Origin of the sequence: Streptomyces dysideae (assembly GCF_001514305.1) — a bacterium.
Classification (GTDB): Bacteria; Actinomycetota; Actinomycetes; order Streptomycetales; family Streptomycetaceae; genus Streptomyces; species Streptomyces dysideae.
This window is the reverse complement of record NZ_KQ949099.1, coordinates 125,798-147,417: the sequence shown is the minus strand read 5'-3', so window position 1 is coordinate 147,417 and position 21,620 is coordinate 125,798. Positions and strand designations below refer to the sequence as shown.

General features: G+C 71.1%; 19 protein-coding genes and 2 pseudogenes. 17 read left to right on the top strand and 4 right to left on the bottom strand.

The window, feature by feature from the left end; all coding sequences use genetic code 11:
- Positions 1–85: 85 nt before the first annotated feature.
- Entirely contained in the window at positions 86–682 is a 597-nt protein-coding gene (locus AQJ91_RS32205; protein ID WP_067028538.1) for a helix-turn-helix domain-containing protein, read from the bottom strand.
- Between the two features lie 77 nt (positions 683–759).
- Between AQJ91_RS32205 and AQJ91_RS32200 the strand changes: the two genes are divergently transcribed.
- The 5 genes from AQJ91_RS32200 to AQJ91_RS32180 all read left to right on the top strand — a co-directional run bounded on the left by AQJ91_RS32200 (position 760) and on the right by AQJ91_RS32180 (position 6,124).
- A complete protein-coding gene (locus AQJ91_RS32200) occupies positions 760–1,707 on the top strand; it encodes an NAD(P)/FAD-dependent oxidoreductase (protein WP_067028536.1) in 948 nt (315 codons plus the stop codon).
- Between the two features lie 681 nt (positions 1,708–2,388).
- Entirely contained in the window at positions 2,389–3,927 is a 1,539-nt protein-coding gene (locus tag AQJ91_RS32195) for an ATP-dependent DNA ligase (RefSeq protein WP_067028534.1), read from the top strand.
- Positions 3,924–4,394, top strand: coding sequence for an NUDIX hydrolase (locus AQJ91_RS32190; protein ID WP_067028532.1), 471 nt, complete (start codon positions 3,924–3,926; stop codon positions 4,392–4,394). The genes AQJ91_RS32195 and AQJ91_RS32190 overlap by 4 nt, the downstream gene beginning before the upstream one ends.
- Positions 4,395–4,467: 73 nt before the next feature.
- A complete protein-coding gene (locus AQJ91_RS32185) occupies positions 4,468–5,862 on the top strand; it encodes an NADP-dependent succinic semialdehyde dehydrogenase (protein ID WP_067028529.1) in 1,395 nt (464 codons plus the stop codon).
- 25 nt (positions 5,863–5,887) lie between these two features.
- A complete protein-coding gene (locus AQJ91_RS32180) occupies positions 5,888–6,124 on the top strand; it encodes a DUF6213 family protein (protein WP_037739763.1) in 237 nt (78 codons plus the stop codon).
- A 391-nt stretch (positions 6,125–6,515) separates the two neighbouring features.
- Here the strand turns inward: AQJ91_RS32180 and AQJ91_RS56250 are convergent, their stop codons facing one another.
- Positions 6,516–6,650 carry a hypothetical protein gene (locus AQJ91_RS56250; protein WP_324618035.1) on the bottom strand — a complete coding sequence of 45 codons (135 nt, stop codon included), beginning with the start codon at positions 6,648–6,650 and terminating at the stop codon, positions 6,516–6,518.
- Between the two features lie 112 nt (positions 6,651–6,762).
- Between AQJ91_RS56250 and AQJ91_RS32175 the strand changes: the two genes are divergently transcribed.
- The 6 genes and pseudogenes from AQJ91_RS32175 to AQJ91_RS32160 all read left to right on the top strand — a co-directional run bounded on the left by AQJ91_RS32175 (position 6,763) and on the right by AQJ91_RS32160 (position 12,563).
- Complete coding sequence (locus AQJ91_RS32175) at positions 6,763–7,761, top strand: phosphotransferase (protein ID WP_067028528.1); 999 nt, start codon at positions 6,763–6,765, stop codon at positions 7,759–7,761.
- A 117-nt stretch (positions 7,762–7,878) separates the two neighbouring features.
- Positions 7,879–8,221 (top strand): annotated as a pseudogene (locus tag AQJ91_RS50380) (type III polyketide synthase); the annotation flags it as partial.
- Positions 8,209–8,460 (top strand): annotated as a pseudogene (locus tag AQJ91_RS56245) (AraC family ligand binding domain-containing protein); the annotation flags it as partial. The pseudogenes AQJ91_RS50380 and AQJ91_RS56245, both read left to right, overlap by 13 nt.
- A 129-nt stretch (positions 8,461–8,589) precedes the next feature.
- On the top strand, positions 8,590–9,987 hold the full coding sequence (locus AQJ91_RS32170) for a hypothetical protein (protein ID WP_067028526.1): 1,398 nt from the start codon (positions 8,590–8,592) through the stop codon (positions 9,985–9,987).
- Between the two features lie 60 nt (positions 9,988–10,047).
- Entirely contained in the window at positions 10,048–11,310 is a 1,263-nt protein-coding gene (locus AQJ91_RS32165) for an AAA family ATPase (protein WP_067028524.1), read from the top strand.
- Positions 11,307–12,563 carry a vWA domain-containing protein gene (locus AQJ91_RS32160; RefSeq protein ID WP_067028521.1) on the top strand — a complete coding sequence of 419 codons (1,257 nt, stop codon included), beginning with the start codon at positions 11,307–11,309 and terminating at the stop codon, positions 12,561–12,563. Before AQJ91_RS32165 ends, AQJ91_RS32160 begins: the two co-directional genes overlap by 4 nt.
- A 452-nt stretch (positions 12,564–13,015) precedes the next feature.
- Here AQJ91_RS32160 and AQJ91_RS32155 read toward each other — a convergent pair whose 3' ends face one another.
- The gene (locus AQJ91_RS32155; protein ID WP_067028519.1) at positions 13,016–14,278 is read right to left on the bottom strand and encodes an acyl-CoA dehydrogenase family protein; all 1,263 of its coding nucleotides are present in this window, start codon (positions 14,276–14,278) and stop codon (positions 13,016–13,018) included.
- A 172-nt stretch (positions 14,279–14,450) separates the two neighbouring features.
- Between AQJ91_RS32155 and AQJ91_RS32150 the strand changes: the two genes are divergently transcribed.
- Positions 14,451–15,095, top strand: coding sequence for a TetR/AcrR family transcriptional regulator (locus AQJ91_RS32150; protein WP_067028517.1), 645 nt, complete (start codon positions 14,451–14,453; stop codon positions 15,093–15,095).
- 51 nt (positions 15,096–15,146) lie between these two features.
- Here AQJ91_RS32150 and def read toward each other — a convergent pair whose 3' ends face one another.
- Complete coding sequence (gene def / locus AQJ91_RS32145; RefSeq protein WP_067028515.1) at positions 15,147–15,686, bottom strand: peptide deformylase; 540 nt, start codon at positions 15,684–15,686, stop codon at positions 15,147–15,149.
- Positions 15,687–15,834: 148 nt separating this feature from the next.
- Here def and AQJ91_RS32140 point away from each other — a divergent pair, with 148 nt between their 5' ends.
- The 5 genes from AQJ91_RS32140 to AQJ91_RS32120 all read left to right on the top strand — a co-directional run bounded on the left by AQJ91_RS32140 (position 15,835) and on the right by AQJ91_RS32120 (position 21,598).
- Positions 15,835–17,073: a MurT ligase domain-containing protein gene (locus tag AQJ91_RS32140; RefSeq protein WP_067028513.1), complete on the top strand. Its 1,239-nt coding sequence runs from the start codon at positions 15,835–15,837 to the stop codon at positions 17,071–17,073.
- A gap of 18 nt (positions 17,074–17,091) precedes the next feature.
- The gene (locus tag AQJ91_RS32135; protein WP_067028511.1) at positions 17,092–17,820 is read left to right on the top strand and encodes a type 1 glutamine amidotransferase; all 729 of its coding nucleotides are present in this window, start codon (positions 17,092–17,094) and stop codon (positions 17,818–17,820) included.
- 189 nt (positions 17,821–18,009) lie between these two features.
- On the top strand, positions 18,010–19,035 hold the full coding sequence (locus tag AQJ91_RS32130) for a 6-phosphofructokinase (RefSeq protein ID WP_067028509.1): 1,026 nt from the start codon (positions 18,010–18,012) through the stop codon (positions 19,033–19,035).
- Between the two features lie 166 nt (positions 19,036–19,201).
- The gene (locus AQJ91_RS32125) at positions 19,202–20,152 is read left to right on the top strand and encodes a cytochrome c oxidase assembly protein (protein WP_067028507.1); all 951 of its coding nucleotides are present in this window, start codon (positions 19,202–19,204) and stop codon (positions 20,150–20,152) included.
- A gap of 84 nt (positions 20,153–20,236) precedes the next feature.
- A complete protein-coding gene (locus tag AQJ91_RS32120; protein WP_067028505.1) occupies positions 20,237–21,598 on the top strand; it encodes a PASTA domain-containing protein in 1,362 nt (453 codons plus the stop codon).
- Positions 21,599–21,620 lie beyond the last annotated feature (22 nt).

The window sequence follows — 21,620 nt, the reverse complement described above, 5'->3', positions numbered from 1 at the left end:
GACTGCGTCGTCTGACCGGGGTCCATCGCATACTAAGCGGTTGCTTGTCATCAGGGAACAGCTGTCAGGGAACAGTCCGGATGCGTCACGACCGCTTGGGCCGCGCCCGCACATGCATCCGCTCCCCCTGCGGCCCGAACAGGCCGAGGAACTCCACCGGCCCCTCCCCCGTCGACCCGAACCAGTGCGGCACCCGGGTGTCGAACTCGGCGGCCTCCCCCGCCCCCAGCACCACGTCGTGCTCGCCCAGCACCAGCCGCAGCCGCCCCGACAGCACGTACAGCCACTCGTAGCCCTCGTGCGTCCGCGGATCCGGCTCCATCGTCCGCTGCGGTTCGAGGACCTTGAACGCCTGGAGCCCGCCGGGCTGCCGGGTCAGCGGCCAGTGGGTGCGGCCGTGCCGGGTGATCGGTTCGGCCCGTACCCGCGGATCCCCGACCGGCGGTGCCCCGACCAGTTCGTCCAGCGGCACCTGGTGGGCCCGCGCGATCGGCAGCAGCAGCTCCAGGCTGGGCTTGCGCAGCCCCGACTCCAGCCGGGACAGCGTGCTCACCGAGATGCCGGTCGCCCCGGACAGCCCGGCGAGCGTGGCACCCCGCTCCTTCCGGATCCGCCGCAGCCGGGGGCCGACCTCCGCGAGGACCTCGTCCGTGTCGTCGTCGCTCCTGGCGTCATCACTCATGACTTCATTGCAGTTTCGGCAAACGCGTTTGTCAATGCGGCAGGGGTCGGGCGACTGTCGTGGTGGAGGTGGTCACCATGACCGAGAACGTGTCCCTGGCCGAGCAGTACGAAGTGATCGTCGTCGGAGGCGGTGCGGCCGGACTGTCCGCCGCCCTGGTCCTTGGCCGGGCCCGGCGCCACACGCTGGTCGTCGACGCGGGCGAGCCACGCAACGCGCCCGCCGCCCATATGCAGGGCTATCTGTCCCGGGACGGCATGCCGCCCGCCGAGTTCCTGGAGATCGGCCGCGAGGAGATCGGGCGGTACGGCGTCGAGTTCGTCCGGGACCGCGCGGTGGACGTCGCCAGCGGCGAGGGCTTCGCGGTGACCCTGGAGAGCGGACGGACCGTACGCGCCCGCCGGCTCGTGATCGCGACCGGCCTCAAGGACGAACTCCCGGAGGTCCCCGGCGTCGCCGAGCGGTTCGGCCGGGACGTCCTGCACTGCCCGTACTGCCACGGCTGGGAGGTCCGCGACCAGGCCTTCGGTGTGCTCGCCACGATGCCGATGAGCGTGCACCAGGCGCTGATGGTGTCCCAGTGGTCGAAGGACGTGACCTTCTTCCTGCACACGGTCGCCGAGGAGGAGCTGTCCGACGACGATCTGCGGCGGCTCGCCGCGGCCGGGGTCAAGGTGGTGCCCGGCGAGGTCGCGGAGCTGGCGGTCGAGGACGACCGGCTGACCGGGGTCCGCCTCGCGGACGGCACGACACACGCCCGCGGGATCGTGTTCACCGCCCCCCGCGCCGTCCCGCAGACGGATCTGCTGGAGCGGCTGGGCGCCGAGCTGCGCGAGACCCCGTTCGGCGCCTATCCGGTGGTCGACGAGACGGGCCGGACCACCGTGCCCGGCGTGTGGGCCGTCGGCAACGCGATGGGCTTCGCCGAGCAGGTCGTGAACGCGGCCGCCGGCGGATACCGGGCCGGCGCCACGATCAACGGGGACCTGCTGATGACCGACCTCGACGCGGCCGTGCCGGCGTAAAGCCGCGGGCCGTCGCGGTACAGCGCGGCCGCCGTGCCGATGCGGCGCAGCCACCGTCCGGCGCGGTGCGGGCGCCGTACCGGTGCAGCGCGGGCGCCATTCCGGTACAGCGCGGGCGCCATTCCGGTACAGCGCGGGCGCCATTCCGGTACAGCGCGGGCGCCATTCCGGTACAGCGCGGGCGCCATTCCGGTACAGCGCAGGCCTCATCCCGATGCAGCGCAGGCCCCATCCCGATGCGGCTCGAGCGCCGTGCCGGTGCAGCGCAGCCACCGTCCGTTGTGGCGCGGCCGCCGTGCCGGTACGGTGCGGGCGCCGTGCCGGTGCAGCGCGGGCGCCGTACCGGTGCTGCGCAGCCACCGTCCGGTACGGTGCGGGCGCCGTGGTACGGCCAGCCACCGTCCCGGTGCTGCGCAGCCACCGTCCGGCGCGGTGCGGGCGCCGTACCGGTGCAGCGCGGGCGCCGTACCGGTGCAGCGCGGGCGCCGTACCGGTGCAGCGCGGGCGCCGTACCGGTGCAGCGCGGGCGCCGTACCGGTGCAGCGCGGGCGCCGTACCGGTGCAGCGCGGGCGCCGTACCGGTGCAGCGCGGGCGCCGTACCGGTGCAGCGCCGTGGTCGTGCCGACCTCGACCCACGCCGTCCGGGTGTCGAGCGCCCGCCTCCGTAGCACCATGGCTGCATGCTGCTGACCCGGCTGGCCCGCGTGTCCCAGGAGGTCGCCGCGACCTCGGCGCGGTCCCGGAAGATCGCTCTGCTCGCGGAGCTGTTCCGGGACGCCGAGGCGGACGACGTGCCCCTCGTGATCCCGTATCTGGCGGGACGGCTGCCCCAGGGGCGGCTCGGCATCGGCTGGAAGGTGCTGAGCCGCCCCGTCACCCCGGCCGCCGAGCCGACCCTGACCGTGCGCGAGGTGGACGCCCGGCTGACCGGGCTCGGCAAGGTGTCCGGCACCGGATCGCAGGCCGAACGGGCCCGCCTGGTCGGCGAGCTGATGGGCGCAGCGACAGCCGACGAGCAGCGCTTCCTGTTCGGTCTGATCACCGGCGAGGTACGGCAGGGCGCCCTGGACGCCGTCGCGGTGGAGGGCCTCGCGGCGGCGACAGAGACACCCCCGGCGGACGTACGACGTGCGGTGATGCTCGCCGGGTCCCTGCAGCCGGTCGCCCGGGCCCTGCTCGCCGACGGCCCCACCGCCCTCGACCGCTTCCGCCTCACCGTCGGCCGCCCGGTCCTGCCGATGCTGGCGCACACCGCCTCCTCGGTCGCCGAGGCGGTGGCCAAGCTCGGCGCCTGCGCGGCCGAGGAGAAGCTGGACGGCATCCGCGTACAGGTCCACCGGGACGGGGACACCGTACGGATCTACACCCGCACCCTCGACGACATCACCGACCGCCTGCCCGAACTCACCTCCGCCGCCCTGGAATTGAGAGGCGACCGCTTCATCCTGGACGGCGAGGTCATCGCCTTCGACGCGGCCGGCCGGCCCCGCTCCTTCCAGGAGATCGCCGGCCGCGTCGGCTCCCGGGTGGACGTGGCGACGGCCGCCGAGCAGGTCCCCGTCTCCCCCGTCTTCTTCGACGCGCTGTCCGTCGGCGACCGCGATCTGCTCGACCTGCCGTTCACCGAACGGCACACGGAGCTGGCACGGCTGGTGCCGGAGCCGATGCGGGTGCGGCGCACACTCGTGTCGGGACCCGACGACGTACGAGCGGCGGAGGACTTCCTCGCCGAGACGCTGAAGCGCGGCCACGAGGGTGTGGTCGTGAAGGCCCTCGACGCGGCCTACAGCGCGGGCCGGCGCGGCGCGTCCTGGCTGAAGGTGAAGCCCGTCCACACCCTCGACCTGGTGGTCCTGGCCGTCGAGTGGGGCCACGGCCGCCGCACCGGCAAGCTCTCCAACCTCCACCTCGGCGCCCGCACCGCCGACGGCTCCTTCGCGATGCTCGGCAAGACCTTCAAGGGCATGACCGACGCGATGCTCGGCTGGCAGACGGAACGGCTTCAGCGGCTCGCCGTCGAGGACGACGGCTGGGTGGTGACCGTACGCCCCGAACTCGTCGTCGAGATCGCCTACGACGGTCTGCAGCGGTCCACCCGCTACCCGGCCGGCGTCACCCTCCGCTTCGCCCGCGTGGTCCGCTACCGCGAGGACAAAGGGCCCGAGGAGGCCGACACCATCGAGACCCTGCTGGCCGCCCACCCGGAGGTGCGGCCGTGACCGGCAAGCGCAGCGCGGGCCTGCTCCTGTTCCGCCACACCGATGACGGCCTGGAGGTGTTGCTCGGCCATATGGGCGGCCCCTTCTTCGCCCGGCGCGACGCCGGCGCGTGGAGCGTCCCGAAGGGCGAGTACGAGCCCGACCAGGAGACCGCCTGGGACGCGGCCCGCCGCGAGTTCCAGGAGGAGCTGGGGCTGCCGCCGCCCGACGGCGAGGCAGCGGTGCCGCTCGGCGAGGTCCGGCAGAGCAACGGCAAGATCGTCACGGTCTGGGCGGTCGAGGCCGACCTCGATCCGGCGACGGTCGTCCCCGGCACGTTCCGGATGGAGTGGCCGCCGCGGTCCGGACAGACCCAGGAGTTCCCCGAGCTGGACCGGGTGGAGTGGTTCGGCGTGGACCTCGCGCGGGACGTGATCGTCAAGGCGCAGGCCGCGTTTCTCGACCGGCTGGCGGAGCACTCGGCCTGACAGACGCCCACGCGTTGCGGCCCGCGTCGCGGCGCGGGAAGGTCGAGACAAGCCCGCCCCCAGGAGGTCAGCCATGCCCATCGCGACGGTGAACCCGGCGAACGGCGAGACGCTCAAGACGTACGAGGCCATGGGCGCCGAGGAGATCGAGCGCCGGCTGCTGCTCGCCGAGGCCACGTTCCGCACGTACCGGACGCTCAGCTTCGTCGACCGCGGACGCCTCCTGCTCCAGGCCGCGAACCTCCTGGACGAGGACCAGCAGGACATCGCCCGGGTCATGACCACCGAGATGGGCAAGCCCATCAAGCAGGCCCGCGCCGAGGCCGCCAAGTGCGCCAAGGCGATGCGCTGGTACGCCGAGCACGCGGAGGAACTGCTCGCCGACGAGGAACCCGCCGACTCCGACGTGAAGGACTCGGGCGCGTCACGGGTCCGGGTGCGGTACCGGCCGCTGGGCCCGGTCCTCGCGGTGATGCCGTGGAACTTCCCGCTCTGGCAGGTGATCCGGTTCGCCGCGCCCGCGCTGATGGCGGGGAACGTCGGCCTGCTCAAGCACTCCTCGAACGTCCCCCAGACCGCCCTCTACCTGGAAGACCTCTTCCACCGCGCCGGCTACACCGAGGGCTGCTTCCAGACCCTGCTCATCGGCTCCGGGGCGGTCGAGGAGATCCTCCGCGACGAACGCGTCAAGGCGGCCACCCTCACGGGGAGTGAACCCGCGGGCCGCGCGGTCGCCTCCGTCGCCGGGGACATGGTGAAGAAGACGGTGCTGGAGCTGGGCGGCAGCGACCCCTACGTCGTGATGCCGTCCGCCGACATCGACCGGGCCGCGCAGGTCGCGGTGACCGCGCGGGTGCAGAACAACGGGCAGTCGTGCATCGCCGCGAAGCGGTTCATCGTGCACACGGACGTGTACGACGTCTTCGCCGAGCGGTTCGTCGAGGGCATGAAGGCGCTGGTCGTCGGCGACCCGATGGCCGAGGAGACCGAGGTCGGGCCGCTGTCGAGCGAGCAGGCGCGGGCGGATCTGGAGGAACTGGTCGACGACGCGAGGCGGAGTGGGGTGGATGTGCTGTGCGGCGGCCATCGGCTCCGCCGGCCCGAGCTGCCCGGTTGGTACTACCCGCCGACTGTGCTCACCGGGATCACGCGGGAGATGCGAATCCATCGGGAGGAGGCGTTCGGGCCTGTGGCCACGCTGTATCGCGCGGCTGATCTCGACGAGGCCGTGCTCATCGCCAACGACTCGCCGTTCGGGCTGAGTTCGAATGTGTGGACGCGGGACGAGGCGGAGGTGGACCGGTTCGTACGGGATCTGGAGGCGGGCAGTGTGTATGTCAACGGGATGACCGCGTCCCATCCGGCGTTGCCGTTCGGCGGGGTCAAGCGGTCCGGGTACGGGCGTGAGCTGTCCGGGCACGGAATCCGCGAGTTCTGCAACATCACTACGGTTTGGCACGGTGCGTGAGCGCTGCGCGGTTACGATCCGGAGTGTGAACCGCGAAGTGACTCTGCCTCTGATCGTCGATGACCGCGGTACCTTGCAGGTGGCCGCGGCCGATGTGAGCAAGCTGCTCCGCACGGTTGGCGGGCGGTGGCTGCACCTTGTTGAGGCCGGGCAGGAGGGGCTGGATGAGGACACGGTGGCCGCGTTGACCATTGAGCTGGCGAAGCTGGCCGACCGGATCGACGTTGCGTGTATTGCGCACAGCAGTGGCGGTGCGCCGTAGGGGGTACTGAATGGTGCCGGGCGCGGGTTCGTTGTGGCTGGTCTCGCAGTTCCCCGCGCCCCAGGCGTGGGGAAGCGGGTGCGGGGTGGGAAGGGGCGTGAGCTGCGTCCCACCGTGCGCTGGCCGGCCCGTTCGTGGTCGCGCCGCCTTCCCGGTGCCGGATCCGGACGAGGCTGCACCTCTCCCCGGTGGATGCGGTGGTGCTACGGACGGTCGGGGAACATCTGGGTTCGCTGGCCGGGGCGGATCTGGCGGCCCGGGTGCGGATCCGGAACGTACCGGCGGCCCACGCTCGGCGGGCGGAGCGCAAGAAGGCTCTGACCAGCAGCCGCCGCCCGCCCCGGGGACCCGCACCCGGCCCTGCTCCCGCTCCCGCACCGCCTCCCGCAGGTCACCCTTCAGGAGAACGGTAGGTCTGGCAGCCGGGCAGGGGCTCGTACCTCTCCGCCCGCGGCTGGGTCACTCCGCATGCCTTCGCGAACGCCTCCAGGCGCTGGCCGGCCAGCGTCTCGCCCTCGGCGAGCATGGTCAGGCCACCGCCTCATTGGCATCGTAGGCAACTGGTTACCCTCCACCTCCAGCGAGGGATCAAGATCATTCCTTAGCATTCAATCCAGCAGCATTACCGACGGGACCCCATGACCGCTGAACGAAAATTCGCCGACGCCGAAACCCTGACCCCGGTGATACGGGAAGTCTTCGGCACCGACCGCCGCATCACCGCCGTCGACCGCCTGCTCAACGGCACCAAGAAGGGCGTCTACCGCGTCACGCTGGACGATGCCACGAGCACGATCGTCTATGTCTGGAACACCGACGAGGACTATTGGGACGGGCTGCTTCCGGATGGCCACGACGACCCGTCGAACCCGTTCGCCCACGCCTCCGGCATCGAATTCTTCGAGGGTGCCACTCGTCGGCTGGAGGCGGTCGGAGCTCGTTCTCCGCGGCTGTTGCTCGCCGACCGCAGCAAGAATCTGTACCCGGCCGACATCGCTGTCGCGGAGGACGTCCGCGGCGGAACGCTGGAGGCGCTGCTGGAACGCGATCCGGACACCGGCCGGCAAACGCTCGCGCAGCTCTCGGACATGCTTCGGCGCATGCACGCCTACCGCGCGCCGGCGTTCGGGCGGGTGGCCTGGATCGACGGCGGGGGCGCCCCGCCGGACACGACCTGCGAGCAGGCATACCTGGAGCGCGCACTGGTGAACATCGCCACCGCCGTGCCCCGCGACGCCCGCGCGGCCGAAGGCGAGGCCATGCTGGAGGAGAAGCTCCGCACCCTGCACGCCGCACTCGAACCGCGCGCAGAGCTCGGCGTGGTCCACGGCGAGCTCTGCGCGGAACACACGCTCGTCGGGCCGGACGGGGAGCCCGTCATCATCGACATCGAGGGCCTGATGTACAGCGACATCGAAGTGGAGCACTGCTGGATGCGGATGCGCTTCGGCCCGCACTACGAGGCACTCCGCAACCCAGACCTCGACCCGCAACGCGTCAAGTACTACCAGTACGTCATGCACCTGGACCTGGTCGGAGGCCCGCTTCGCATCGCCGAGGGCGACTTCCCGAACCGGGAGTGGATGCTCGACGTCGCGGAGTTCCATCTACAGAGGGCGCTCGCCTACGAGGCATGAGTCGTCCGTGGGACTTCGGCCGATCGCGGCTTCACACCGGCGCGGTGGTAAGGGAGTTGTGTTCACCCTCTGATCGGGGGGCGAAGGCCTTCCGGAAGGCGAAATGAGGCACGGTTCATGGCGACTTCGTGCAGACCCTCGGTGTCCGTCCCAGAGCAGGTGATCACGATGGAGGAGACGCTGGAGCCGGTGAGCTCCCGCCAGGCCGACCATCCCCAACTGCCGCTGGCCTCCGGCTGATCGCGAACACCGGGGTGCGCACCCGGCACATCGTGCAGCCATCAAGGAAACGCTGAAGCATCCCGGCTTCGAGGAACGCCACAAGATCTACGTCGCCGAGGCGAAGGCCCCGGTACCGGCGGTCGTGCAGCGGGCGCTCGACGACGCCGAGCTGCTCACCACCGACATCGACGTGATCATCTACGTGTCGTGCACAGGCTTCATGATGGCAACCGGGTGGTGCGGGCCACGCCGGGCACGATGATCGTCGTACCGCCGGGGTGCCCGCACTCGTTCGCCACCCCACGGACAACCCGGCCAAGATGTTCTTCCAGGCATCCCCACCGCCCGATCACGAGCGGTACTTCGGGGAACTCCCGGAGATTCTCGGCAACGGGGCCCGCCGGATCACGCCCCGCGATCGAGGAGCTGCGGGCAAGGTACGACATCGAGCAACTGACGCCGCTCAGACGCCGGTGAGGGCCAGGGCGGCCGGGGCTCCTGTGGAAAAAATAGCTGGCAGTTCGACATGAGCCTCGCTACGATCACCGCGATGATGACTCACTCTGCTGGCAGATTGGGGGTCCCGTCCGCGCAAGGTGAGTGCTGATGCTCACTCAGTCCGCGAACGAAAACTCCCGCCTTTCCTTCTGGCTGCGCGTGCGCGAGTTCGCCGTGCCGCCCTCCATGATCGAGACTGCGACCGCCCGCCGCCTTGCCGGGGACTGGGCCGGGGCGTGTGCCGCCGCAGGCATCGACGTCGATCTCAATCTGCGTTCCGTGGCATGCCGCCATGGCCGGGAACTCGCCGCCCAAGTCCGGGCCGACCTCCGCCACTTGGCTCCCGACCTGCTGCGCTGGCACATGCCGAGGATCGCTCCCGACGGGCTGCTGCGCCCGGGACTGACCCTGACCCTGGCCCGGTACGACACCGCGGAGCGGGACGGCGAGCGCCCGGTGCACCTCGTCGTCCGGACCCCGCCCGCCTGGGCGGACGCCGGTCAGCGGATCAGCCTCGCGCTGTGGGACGGATCCGAACCCGAGGGCGGCGAGGGCCGTCATCCGCATCCCCGTCCCGACCGGCGGTTCCGTCTCGACCTGCACCGCCATCTGTGGGACGCGCACAGGGCCGACGAGCTGCGGATCCGGTCCGGGGCCGACGGCCCGGCGGCAGTGGACCCGGATCTGCTGGGCCTGGTGCCGCGCGGACGGTACTGTGCCGTTGACCGGTGGGCGGCCGAGGCGGGGATCCTGCTCCGCGCCGAGGGCCGGCCCACCGGCACCGTCGTCGTGCGGTGCGGGGCCCGGCACCGGCTGGTCCTGGACCTGGTCGCGGACCCGGAAGGCATCGGGCCGCCCGCGTTGCTGATCGCGGCGGGGGCCACGGATGCCGTCGTCTCCGCGCTGCCGGTACTGCCCGACGCGGCGACCTGGGTACTGCCCGACCTGGAACTGATCCGCACCGGCGCGATCGGGGCCGGCCGGCTGCACCCACTGGTCGCCTCGGCCCTGGTGCCGGATCATCCGCCGACCGGGCGCGACCGGATTCCGGACCCGGCAGGACAGCCGCGCCTCGTGGAGTGCCGGGGAGCCCAGCACCGGATCGGCCTGGTCGACGGTGTGCTGTCCGCGCTGGACCACGACCCGTCCGAGATCCGCCGCGAGGAGCTCCTGGCCGCGCTGACCGGTACTCCACTGCCCTGTCTGCGGGTCATCGACGAAGCGCACCGGCATCCGGAGTGCCTCTCCGACGTCCGCGAACGCCTCAACCACGGCGACATCGCCGGTGCGCTGGCCGTCGTCGAGGGCCTGCTGGGCCCCGACGCGGTACTGCGCGGCGGGGCGCTGCGGGACGAACTGGAGGCGGCCGCGCGGCGGCGGATCACCTACGGGCTGTTCAGGGCGGGAATGGCCGGTCCCGGTCCCGGCCGGGTCCGCTTCCACCAGGACCGCGACGACCGTCCCCGTGCCGGCCGCTCACACCCGCGCCTGGCGACCCACCGCTGATCCGGGGGTCTTTGCTCCCCGCGTCCTTTCCCCGTACCACGAACCCAAAGGTGATCACATATGCCCATCTGCACCCCGTTCACTGCCACCGACACCGCCTCTGCCCCCGCCTCCGCCTCGCAACTCGACGTCGCAGGCGATCTGTTGACCCTGCTGCGCGACACCACCACCGAACCGCGCCCCGACACCCAGCTGGAGGCCCTCACGCTGGCCGTCGCCGCCGACCTGCCGGTGCTCCTGTGGGGTGAACCGGGGATCGGCAAGACCGCGGCACTGACCCATCTCGCCGCGGCCCTGGACCTCCCGCTGACCACGGTGATCGCCAGCGTCCACGAGCCGTCCGACTTCTCGGGGCTGCCCGTCATCGGCGACGATCCCGCGGAGCAGGGTGTCCCGATGGCCCCGCCGGACTGGGCGGTCCGGCTGGTACGGGCCGGTCGCGGGCTGCTGTTCCTGGACGAGCTGTCCACCGCGCCGCCGGCTGTTCAGGCCGCCCTGCTCCGTCTTGTCCTCGAGCGGCGGATCGGCGCCCTCCGGCTGCCGCCCGGCGTCCGTATCGTGGCCGCCGCCAACCCTCGGTCCTCGGCGGCCGACGGCTGGGAGCTGAGCCCACCGCTGGCCAACCGCTTCGTCCACCTGCAGTGGACCCACGACCACGAGGTCGTCGTACGCGGCCTCGGAGGGACCTGGCCCCGGGCCACCCTGCCCCGGCTCGACCCGGAGAAGCTGCCGGAAGCCGTGGACTTCGCCCGCCGCGCGGTGTGCGGGCTCCTCACCGGCCGCCCCAAACTCGTCCACCAGCTGCCCAGGAGCGAAGCCCGCCGGGGCGGCGCCTGGCCGTCGCCCCGCAGCTGGGACATGTCCCTGTCCCTGATCGCCTTCGCGACTGCGGCCGGCGCCTCCCGGGACGTACTGTCCCTGCTGGTCAGGGGCACGGTCGGGGACGGTCCGGGGCTGGAGCTGCTGGCGAGCCTGGACCGGATGGACCTCCCGGACCCCGAGGTGCTGCTCGCCGACCCGGCCGGGGCCGTCCTGCCCGAGCGGGGCGATCTGCGCCAGGCCGCGCTCGACGGAGTGGTGGCCGCGGTCCGTCAACACCCGGACAAGTCCCGCTGGGACGCGGCCTGGGCACTCCTCGTCCGGGCGGTGGAGACCGGGGCGCCGGACCTGGTGGTCGTCCCCGCGACCACACTCGCCACGCTGCGCCGGGAGGACTGGGACGTGCCGGCGTCGATCGAGCGGCTCGCCGGGGTGGTCACCCTGTCCCGGCGGGCGGACCGCGCGGCGGCCCGGTCCGCGGTCGCCGCGAATGCGGGCCGATGACCTCTCACGCGCCGGGGGCGCTCGACCTCGACAAGCTTTTCGCCGCCCGGCTGCACGCCGCCCGGGTCCGGCCCTACCTGGCGACGGCCCTGTTCGCCCTGCACACCGTCGAGTCACGGCGGGTGCCGACGATGGCCGTCGACCAGTACTGGCGGTGCTACGTCTCGCCGGGGTTCGTGGACCGGACGCCGGTGGAGGAGCTGGCCGGGGTGTGGGTGCACGAGGTGTCCCACCTGCTGCGCGACCATCACGCGCGCAGCGACCGGTTCGCGCGGCAGCAGGGGCTGACCGGCCCCGCGGAGCGGCTGCGGATGAACATCGCCGCGGACTGCGAGATCAACGACGACGTGTTCGGTGACGGACTGGTCCGGCCCGAAGGCGCTGTCCGGCCGCAGTCCCTGCAACTGCCCGACGGGGAACTCATGGAGGACTACCTGCGCCAGTTCCGGCTGGGGCCGCTCACCCAGAGCCTCTCCTGGCTGGACTGCGGCAGTGGCGCCGACGGGCTGGAACGGGAGTGGGATCTGGGCCCGGACGGCGCGCACGGCCTCAGTGCGCAGGAGCAGGACGCGGTCCGGTTCCGGGTGGCGCAGGGCATCACCGGCCGCCCCGGGAGCGCCTCGCGGGGGTGGCGGCGCTGGGCGGACGAGGCGTTCCATCCGCCGCAGCCCTGGCGGGAGTTGCTGGGAGCGGCGGTCCGCTCGGCGGCCTCCGGCTCCGGCGCGGGCGAGGACTACACCTACGGCCGGCCCGCGCGGCGCTCGGCCGGGGTGCCCGGCGCCGTGCTGCCGAGCCTGCGCCGTCGACCGCCCCGGGTCTCCGTGGTCATCGACACGTCCGGGTCGGTGAGCGACGCCGAACTGGGCAGCGCGCTCCTCGAGGTCGCCGCCATCTCCCGGGCCGTGGGCGGCCGCCGTGACCTGGTCAACGTGGTGCCGTGCGACGCAGCGGCCCGGATCGTGCACCCGCTGTGCCGCGGCGAGGGCATCCCACTGCTGGGCGGCGGGGGCACGGATCTGCGCTCGGGCTTCACCAAGGCGCTCCGGGCCCAGCACAAGCCCGATGTCATCGTGGTCCTGACCGACGGTCAGACACCCTGGCCGGCCACCCGCCCGTCGTGCCGGACGGTGGTGGGCCTGTTCCCCCGGCAGCACGCAGGAGGGTCATGGGACGAGGACGACCCCGACTACGTGCCGGACACACCGCCCGACTGGGCACGGGTGGTGGAGATCGGGTCGGCGCCGCGTAGCTAGTGCCCCAACAGGCGACATTCGCCCCGTCGCGACGCCCGGTACGCTCCCCCACTGCCTCAAGGGCGTGGGAGGTGCCCCCACTCGCCGCACCAGGCACAAACCCGAGTACGTCCAGTACGAGGGCTTGTACCCGGCACGCCGAGAGCACGCACCGGACGCCGCTCCTTAACGGGCGAACGTTGCCTGCCGGGGCACTAGGGCCTGTCCGGCGGATCAGGCCGCAGGGAATCGGCGGTGCCTCATCAGCGCCGGTGAGCGGGGTCTGGTGCGTGCGGCTGCAAGGCGGAGGAGGGAGTCGACGCGATGGGGGTCCCCCCGCTCGAGCGAAGTCGAGAGTGGGGGAGTCGGCGACCGACGAAAACGCCGGTGGGGGCACCTCCCGCTCGAGCGAAGCCGAGAGTGGGGAGGGCGTGCCAGACCCCGCGTCTGCGGCATGATCCGCCGGACAGGCCCTAGCGGATCGGCATCCCCGACAGCGTCCGCGCGATCACGAGCCGCTGGATCTCGCTCGTGCCCTCGAAGATCGTGTAGATCGCGGCGTCCCTGTGCATACGCTCCACCGGGTACTCCCTGGTGTAGCCGTTGCCGCCGAGGATCTGGATCGCCTGGGCGGTCACCTTCTTCGCCGTCTCGCTGGCGAACAGCTTGGACATCGAGCCCTCGGCGGCGGTGAACGGCCTCCCGTTGACCGCCATCCAGGAGGCGCGCCAGACCAGCAGGCGGGCGGCGTCGATGGACGTGCGCATGTCCGCGAGCTGGAACGCCACACCCTGGTTGTCGATGATCGGCCGCCCGAACTGTTCACGCGTCATGGCGTAGTCGAGGGCGACCTCGTAGGCGGCACGGGCGGTACCGACGGCCATGGCACCGACGGCAGGCCGCGAGGCCTCGAACGTCGCCATCGCCGCGTTCTTCACCCTCCCCCACTCTCGGCTTCGCTCGAGCGGGGGGACCCCCATGCCGCCCGCCTTCGCCCGCTCCCGGGCCCGGGCCAGCCGCTCGTCCAGCTTCTCCTTGCCGCCGAGTAGGCAGGAGCCGGGCACCCGGACGTTCTCCAGGACTACCTCGGCGGTGTGCGAGGCGCGGATGCCGTGCTTCTTGAACTTCTGGCCCTGGGACAGGCCCGGCATGCCCGGCGGGACGATGAAGGAGGCGTGGCCCTTGGAGCCGAGCTCCGCGTCGACGACCGCGACGACCACATGGACGTTGGCGATGCCGCCGTTGGTCGCCCAGGTCTTCGTGCCGTTGAGGACCCACTCGTCCTTGGCCTCGTCGTACACGGCACGCGTCCGCATCGAGGCGACGTCGGAGCCGGCGTCGGGCTCGGAGGAGCAGAACGCGGCGACCTTGACATCGTTGGCGTCGCCGTACATCTGGGGGATCCAGGTGCCGATCTGCTCCTCGGTGCCGTTGGCGAGGACGCCGACGGCGGCGAGGCCGGTGCCGACGATGGACAGGGCGATGCCCGCGTCGCCCCAGAACAGCTCCTCCATGGCCATGGGTATGCCGAGGCCGGTGGGGTCGAAGTACTGCTGGGCGTAGAAGTCCAGGGAATAGATGCCCACCTTCGCGGCCTCCTGGATGACTGGCCAGGGAGTCTCCTCACGCTCGTCCCATTCGGCGGCCGCGGGGCGGATCACATCGGCGGCGAATCCGTGCAGCCAGTCCCGGACCTCCTTCTGTTCGTCGTTGAGCTCCATGGTGAACTCGGCCATGTCCCCTCCAGCGGCGACGCATTAGCATGTTACTTGCGGTAACTCGAGTCTGTTACCGGCGGGTAGGAAAAGTCAACTCCCGACGCCCCCTCGGCAGCCCGTTCGATGACAGGTGGTGGTCAGGTGTTAGTTTGCGCAGGCGTCACCGATTCAGCACGGGTGGGGAGAGCTCATGGACACCACGCAGCGGACCGAACAGCAACGGTCCGCCGACCGCCGTCGGCGCGAGCTGCTGGAGGCCGCCGACCGGGTGGTCCTGCGCGACGGCCCACAGGCCTCCATGAACGCCATCGCCGCGGAGGCGGGGATCACGAAGCCGATCCTCTACCGCCACTTCGGTGACAAGGGGGGACTCTACGCCGCGTTGGCGAAGCGGCATACGGATGCGCTGCTGGATTCACTGCGGGCGGCGCTGGACGCTCCCGCGGAGCGGCGGGAGCGCGTTGAGGCCACATTGGACACGTATCTCGCGGCGATCGAGGCGCGGCCTCAGGTGTACCGGTTTCTGATGCATCCGTCGGAGGGCGGGCAGCCGGGGGACCCTGGATTCGATGTCGGCAAGCATTCGGCGCCGCTGCTTCGCAGAATGGGCGAGGAGTTGGCCCAGGTCATCGAGGAGCGGTTGGATCTCGGGCCCGGGAGTCAGCAGCTGGCTCGGGTGTGGGGGCATGGGATCGTCGGGATGATGCATGCGGCCGGGGACTGGTGGCTGGGGGAACGGCCTTGTTCTCGGGCTGAGCTGGTGGGGAGTCTGGCCGATCTGTTGTGGGGGCGGTTGGCTGCGGCTGGGGACAAGATCGGTGGTCCGGGGTTCTGACGGTTGTGTTTCGGCTGCGGGTCTGTGGGGCCCAAAAACAGGTACGTCCACTCACCGGTGCCAAGAAGCTCGCGTCGCTTGCCGCATCAGGCGGCGGTGGCGCCAGCCCTTCAGGTGGTCCGCGTAGACCCTGCCTTCCAGGTGGTCGCACTCGTGTTGGAGGCAGCGGGCGAAGAAGCCCGTGCCGTGTATCGTCAGCGGCTCGCCCGTTGCCGTGAAACCCTCTACCACCGCGTGGTCGTATCGTTCCGTCCCGGCCTCCAGACCCGGTAGCGACAGGCAGCCCTCCGGGCCTCGCAGCACCAAGCCGTCCGCCTCCACCAGCTTCGGGTTCACCACGTGGCCCAGGTGTCGTACGTCCTCGTCGTCGGGGCAGTCGTATACGAACACGCGCAGCGGCTCGCCGATCTGGTTGGCCGCCAGGCCCACTCCCTGCGCCGCGTACATCGTTGCGAACAAGTCCTCCACGAGACCCGCCAGTTCGGGACCGAAGCCGGTTACCTCCTCGCAGGGGGCGTGCAGTACCGGGTCGCCGAGCAGCGTGAGGGGCCGGACGCGGCCGTGGGCGCCCGGGATCGTGCCATGTCGCATGGACAGAAGAGTACGGTCATCTCGGCCCACGCCCGTCGCGTAGGCGCAGGCGCGATTCGGGAGTGCGAATGGATCTCGATAGGCTGACCACCTACCACGTTGCCGTCAGGCAGAGGCGCGGCGCGTACGCAAGGAGGATCGAGAACTGATGGCAGGCAACTCGGACCCGCTTTCGCCGCGGGCCAAGATCGCCGTGACCGCGGGCAAGGCGGTCGCGGCGGCATCGCGTGCCGCGGGGCGCGGGAGCGGTTCGGTGATCGGCGGCCGGGTGGCCCTCAAACTCGACCCCGACCTCCTCGCCGCGCTCGCCCAGAACCTGGACGTCGTGCTGGTGTCGGCGACCAACGGCAAGACCACGACCACCCGGCTGATCGCGGAGGCCCTGCGGGCCGCCGGGCCCGTCGTCTCCAACGCGCTCGGCGCCAACATGCCCGCCGGCATCACCTCGGCGCTCGCGGGCAGCTCGGACGCGCGGTACGGCGTCATCGAGGTCGACGAGAAGTACCTCGCCGGCGTCGCCCGGGACACCGACCCGAAGTGCATCGCCCTGCTGAACCTCTCCCGCGACCAGCTCGACCGCGCCGCCGAGACCCGCATGCTCGCCGAGAACTGGCGTGAGGGGCTCGCGGGCTCCAAGGCCGTCATCGTCGCCAACGCCGACGACCCGCTGGTGGTGTGGGCCGCGTCCTCCTCCCCCAACGTGATCTGGGTCGCCGCCGGGCAGATGTGGAAGGACGACGCATGGTCCTGCCCGTCGTGCGGTGGCGTGATGCAGCGGCCGGGCGACGACTGGTTCTGCGGTGAGTGCGGGTTCCGCCGGCCCACGCCGAGCTGGGCACTGTCCGGGGATCATGTCCTCGATCCGCACGGATCCGCGTGGCCCATTCATCTCCAGCTGCCCGGTCGCGCCAACAAGGCCAACGCCGCCTCCTCCGCCGCCGTCGCCGCCGTCTTCGGTGTACCGCCGCAGGTCGCTCTGGAACGCATGTACCAGGTGCAGGCCGTGGCCGGGCGGTACGACGTCGTGCAGTTCATGCAGCGCGACCTGCGGCTACTGCTCGCCAAGAACCCGGCAGGCTGGCTCGAAACGTTCAGCCTGATCGACCCGCCGCCCACCCCGGTGATCCTCTCCGTGAACGCGCGCGGCGCCGACGGCACCGACACCTCCTGGCTGTGGGACGTCGACTACACGCGGCTGACCGGCCACCCGATCTGCGTCGTCGGCGACCGGAAGCTGGACCTCGCGGTGCGCCTCGAGGTGGCGAACCAGCAGTTCCAGGTCTGCGAGAACCTCGACCAGGCCGTGCAGCTGTGCCCGCCGGGCCGTATCGAGGTCATCGCCAACTACACCGCCTTCCAGGACCTGCGCCGCCGCGTCGGCAACTAACACACTCAGGGGACTTTTGTGAGCGACAACAGTCTGCGGGTCGTCTGGATCTACCCCGACCTGCTCAGCACCTACGGCGACCAGGGCAACGTCCTGGTCGTGGAGCGCCGGGCCCGGCAGCGCGGCCTCGACGTTGCCCGGCTCGACGTCCGCAGCGACCAGCCGATCCCGACCTCCGGCGACATCTATCTGATCGGCGGCGGCGAGGACCGGCCGCAGCGGCTCGCGGCCGAGCGGCTGCGCCGGGACGGCGGTCTGCACCGGGCCGTCGAGAACGGCGCGATCGTCTTCTCGGTGTGCGCCGGCTACCAGATCCTCGGCCACGAGTTCATCAACGACCTCGGCCAGCGCGAGCCCGGCCTCGGTCTGCTGGACGTGGTGTCCGTGCGCGGCGAGGGCGAGCGGTGCGTCGGTGACGTGCTCGGCGACATCGATCCGCGGCTCGGCCTGCCTCCGCTGACCGGCTTCGAGAACCACCAGGGCGTCACCCACCTCGGCCCCACCGCCCGCCCGCTCGCCCAGGTCCGCCTCGGCAACGGCAACGGCACCGGGGACGGCACGGAGGGCGCGTACAACGACACGGTCTTCGGTACGTACATGCACGGTCCCGTGCTCGCGCGGAACCCACTGATCGCCGACCTGCTGCTGAAGCTGGCGCTCGACGTGAACGCGCTGCCGCCGACCGACGACCGCTGGTACGAGGCTCTGCGCAACGAGCGCATCGCGTCCGCTCAGCAGCCCGCCTGACCGGCGCGTACACCTGTTCTCAAGCCAGGCTTTACCAGCCCGTCTGACGCTGTGTCCGCACAGGTGAGCGGGGTCGTCCAGCAGGCGGACGCATGGTTCGGCCCCGCCCCCTCCTGCCGCTAGGGTGGCGGGGATCGAGCCGGACAACGTGGTCCGGATCCGGCCCACGTTGAGAAGGTATTTCGGGCTATGCGCATTGGTGTCCTCACGTCCGGCGGCGACTGCCCCGGCCTGAACGCCGTCATCCGGTCCGTCGTGCACCGCGCCGTCGTCGACCACGGCGACGAGGTCATCGGCTTCCGGGACGGCTGGAAGGGTCTCCTGGAGTGCGACTACCTCAAGCTCGACCTCGACGCGGTGAGCGGCATCCTGGCTCGCGGCGGCACGATCCTCGGTTCCTCCCGGGTCCAGCCCTCGCATCTGCGCGACGGCGTGGAGCGGGCGAAGGGGCACCTCGAGGAGCTCGGTCTGGACGCGATCATCCCGATCGGGGGTGAGGGCACGCTCAAGGCCGCCCGGCTGATGTCGGACAGCGGTCTGCCCGTCGTGGGCGTGCCGAAGACCATCGACAACGACATCGCCGTCACCGACGTCACCTTCGGCTTCGACACGGCCGTCGGCGTCGCGACGGAGGCGTTGGACCGGCTGAAGACCACCGCCGAGTCCCACCAGCGCGTCCTGGTCGTCGAGGTCATGGGGCGCCACACCGGCTGGATCGCACTGCACTCCGGCATGGCCGCCGGCGCGCACGCCATCGTCGTACCGGAACGGCCCTTCGACATCGAGGAGTTGGCCGCGCGGGTCGGCGAGCGGTTCGAGGCGGGCAAGCGGTTCGCGATCGTCGTCGCGGCGGAGGGGGCGAAGCCGGCCGCCGGGACGATGGAGTTCGACGAGGGCGGCAAGGACGTCTACGGGCATGAGCGGTTCGCCGGGATCGCCCGTCAGCTGTCGATCGAGCTGGAGCATCGGCTGGGCAAGGAGGCTCGGCCGGTGATTCTGGGGCATGTGCAGCGGGGTGGTACGCCTACCGCGTACGACCGGGTGCTGGCGACTCGGTTCGGGTGGCATGCGGTGGAGGCTGTGCACCGGGGGGAGTTCGGGAAGATGACGGCGCTTCGGGGGACCGACATCGTGATGGTGTCTCTGGCCGAGGCGGTGGAGCAACTCAAGACGGTTCCGGCTGAGCGGTATGAAGAGGCCGAGTGCGTGTTGTGACGTGATCAGTGGTTGATCGCGCCCACGCGGCGGAGCCGCATATTGATACAGCCCCGCGCCTCTGAAGGGGCGCTGCACCGCCCCCGGTGACATTCGTTGCCGGGGGCGGTTCTAGTCTGTGTGCGGACAGACAGCGCGCAACCCCCACGAATCAGGAGCCGGCGGAATGGATCACAGCGGGCACGGCATGACCATGGATCTGCCGCCGTTCACGCTGGGGCGAGGGCTGGGATGGTCCGCGGACCCGTTCTTCCTCGTCGCCTGTCTGGTGGGGCTCGGGCTGTACGCGTGGGGGGTCGTCCGGCTGACGCGGCGTGGGGACAAGTGGCCGGTCGGGCGGACCGTGTCGTACGTCGTGGGTGTGCTGACCATCGCGCTGATGATGTGCACCAAGCTCAATGACTACGGCATGGTCATGTTCAGCGTGCACATGGTGCAGCACATGGTGATCAGCATGCTGTCGCCGATCCTGATCCTGCTCGGCGCCCCGGTCACGCTGGCGCTGCGCGCGCTGCCGACGGCGGGCCGGGGCCGCAAGGGACCGCGTGAGCTGCTGCTGATGCTGCTGCACAGCCGGTACATGCGGATCATCACGCACCCCGCGTTCACCATCCCGATGTTCATCGCGAGCCTGTACGCGGTGTACTTCACGCCGATCTTCGACTTCCTGATGGGCTCGAGCACGGGGCACATCGCGATGATGCTGCACTTCCTCGCCGTCGGCGTGGTCTTCTTCTGGCCGATCATCGGCGTCGATCCCGGTCCGCACCGGCCGGGCTATCTGATGCGGATGCTGGAACTTTTCGCGGGCATGCCGTTCCACGCGTTCTTCGGGATCGCGCTGATGATGGCGTCGACTCCGATGGTCGAGACGTTCAAGAACCCGCCCGCCTCGCTCGGCATCGACGCGCTGTCCGACCAGAACGCCGCCGGCGGTATCGCCTGGGCGTTCAGTGAGATCCCGTCCGTACTGGTGCTGATCGCGCTGCTGTTCCAGTGGTACGGCTCGGAGCAGCGGCAGGCCAAGCGCCAGGACCGGGCCGCCGACCGGGACGGCGACAAGGAACTCGAGGCGTACAACGCCTATTTGGCCTCACTCAGCGCACGCGGGCGCTGAATCCTCATTTCCCTCAAGCCTCCTGAATTGCTTTTCCATTCAGTAGCATGAAACGCGTCGGGGGAACCGCCGGGGGGAGCGGTGATGGCATTTCGCGTGTTTGTGCTGTTGGTCCTCGTTCTCGCGCTCAGCGGGTGCGACCGGGACGCGCCCCTGCTCCTGGTGAAGGCCGTCGCGGCGGGGGTGCCGTCGCTCGCGCCGTTCTTCGACGAGGACCAGGGGCTGGGCCGGGACGCCCAGGTCCGGTCGCAGACGGCGCGGGGCGGTCTCCAGCAGGGGGACACGCCTGGGCTGTACGGCGGGTCGAAGCAGCCCGCGCTCTGTGACGTCGAGAAGCTCGAGGCGTTCCTCACCGATCCCGCGAACGATGCGAAGGCGCGGGCCTGGGCGGCCGCCCTGGACATCACCACCGCCGGGATTCCGGATTATCTGGACCGGCTCACACCGGTTCTCCTGCGTCACGACACTCTCGTGCAGAACCACGACTACAAAAAGGGAAAGGCCGTTCCCTACAACTCACTGCTCCAGGCGGGAATCACGATTCTCGTCGACGAGCAGGGACTTCCCGCCGTGAAGTGTTCGTGCGGAAATCCGCTGCGTCCCTTCGAGGGTGACACCAGCCGGATAAAGGTCGATTTCGAGGACGGCAACGAGAAGTGGAAGGGGTACGAGCGGACCTCCGTGCTGGCCGTGCGGCCCGCCGCCCGGAAACTGGAGCGGATCGCCCTCGTGGACGTCCAGGAGCCCGACCGGGGCATCAACCGGCCGGTCGGCAGCACGGGCGAGGACGACGCCGCGTTCGACACCCGGGAGCGGCGCGCGGTGCCCAGCCTCGCCGGGACGACGTTCGGGCAGGCGAGCCGGCGGCTGGCCGACAGGGGGCTGGCGGCCGGGTTCGACGGCAAGGGGCTGCCGCCGGACAACGCCCGGGTCACGGCGTCGGATCCGCCGGCCGGGACCGAGCTGCGGTTCGGGGAGTACGTGATGCTGAGCGTGGCCGGAGGAGCGTCCGGCGGGTCGCCGGGTGGGGGGTCCGGCGGCGAGTCCGGTAGCGGGTCAAGTGGTACGTCCGCTCCCCCGGGTTCGGCATCGTCGCCGCCGGTCGGCCCGTCGACGTCCGCCCAGCCGTCCTCGTCCTCCGGGACCTCGAGCTCCGGGCCACCCAGCTCCGCTCCCCCGAGCGAGGCCCCGTCCTCCCGGCCGCCGTCCTCCTCGGCTCCGCCGAGCGAGGAGCCCACGACCACCGCACCGCCGCCCGAGACCAGCGCGCCCCCGACCAGCGCCCCGCTCACCAGCAGTGCGCCACCACCGCCACCTCCATCGCCGCCTGAGACCAGCAGCGCGCCGCCCCCACCCCCTCCCGAGACCAGCGCCCCGGCCACCTCCGCGCCGGCGACGAGCGAGCCGGCGTCGCCCGACGGCCCCACCGCAAGCGCGACCACGTAGCACCCGCAGAGCCCGGGAGTCA

What these genes read in the sequence shown, in the direction of transcription:
- AQJ91_RS32205 (WP_067028538.1), bottom strand. Translation starts at nt 682, where the DNA reads ATGAGTGATGACGCCAGGAGCGACGACGACACGGACGAGGTCCTCGCG.
- AQJ91_RS32200 (WP_067028536.1), top strand. Translation starts at nt 760, where the DNA reads ATGACCGAGAACGTGTCCCTGGCCGAGCAGTACGAAGTGATCGTCGTC.
- AQJ91_RS32195 (WP_067028534.1), top strand. Translation starts at nt 2,389, where the DNA reads ATGCTGCTGACCCGGCTGGCCCGCGTGTCCCAGGAGGTCGCCGCGACC.
- AQJ91_RS32185 (WP_067028529.1), top strand. Translation starts at nt 4,468, where the DNA reads ATGCCCATCGCGACGGTGAACCCGGCGAACGGCGAGACGCTCAAGACG.
- AQJ91_RS56250 (WP_324618035.1), bottom strand. Translation starts at nt 6,650, where the DNA reads ATGCTCGCCGAGGGCGAGACGCTGGCCGGCCAGCGCCTGGAGGCGTTC.
- AQJ91_RS32175 (WP_067028528.1), top strand. Translation starts at nt 6,763, where the DNA reads ATGACCGCTGAACGAAAATTCGCCGACGCCGAAACCCTGACCCCGGTG.
- AQJ91_RS32170 (WP_067028526.1), top strand. Translation starts at nt 8,590, where the DNA reads ATGCTCACTCAGTCCGCGAACGAAAACTCCCGCCTTTCCTTCTGGCTG.
- AQJ91_RS32165 (WP_067028524.1), top strand. Translation starts at nt 10,048, where the DNA reads ATGCCCATCTGCACCCCGTTCACTGCCACCGACACCGCCTCTGCCCCC.
- AQJ91_RS32160 (WP_067028521.1), top strand. Translation starts at nt 11,307, where the DNA reads ATGACCTCTCACGCGCCGGGGGCGCTCGACCTCGACAAGCTTTTCGCC.
- AQJ91_RS32155 (WP_067028519.1), bottom strand. Translation starts at nt 14,278, where the DNA reads ATGGCCGAGTTCACCATGGAGCTCAACGACGAACAGAAGGAGGTCCGG.
- AQJ91_RS32150 (WP_067028517.1), top strand. Translation starts at nt 14,451, where the DNA reads ATGGACACCACGCAGCGGACCGAACAGCAACGGTCCGCCGACCGCCGT.
- def (WP_067028515.1), bottom strand. Translation starts at nt 15,686, where the DNA reads ATGCGACATGGCACGATCCCGGGCGCCCACGGCCGCGTCCGGCCCCTC.
- AQJ91_RS32140 (WP_067028513.1), top strand. Translation starts at nt 15,835, where the DNA reads ATGGCAGGCAACTCGGACCCGCTTTCGCCGCGGGCCAAGATCGCCGTG.
- AQJ91_RS32130 (WP_067028509.1), top strand. Translation starts at nt 18,010, where the DNA reads ATGCGCATTGGTGTCCTCACGTCCGGCGGCGACTGCCCCGGCCTGAAC.
- AQJ91_RS32125 (WP_067028507.1), top strand. Translation starts at nt 19,202, where the DNA reads ATGGATCACAGCGGGCACGGCATGACCATGGATCTGCCGCCGTTCACG.
- AQJ91_RS32120 (WP_067028505.1), top strand. Translation starts at nt 20,237, where the DNA reads ATGGCATTTCGCGTGTTTGTGCTGTTGGTCCTCGTTCTCGCGCTCAGC.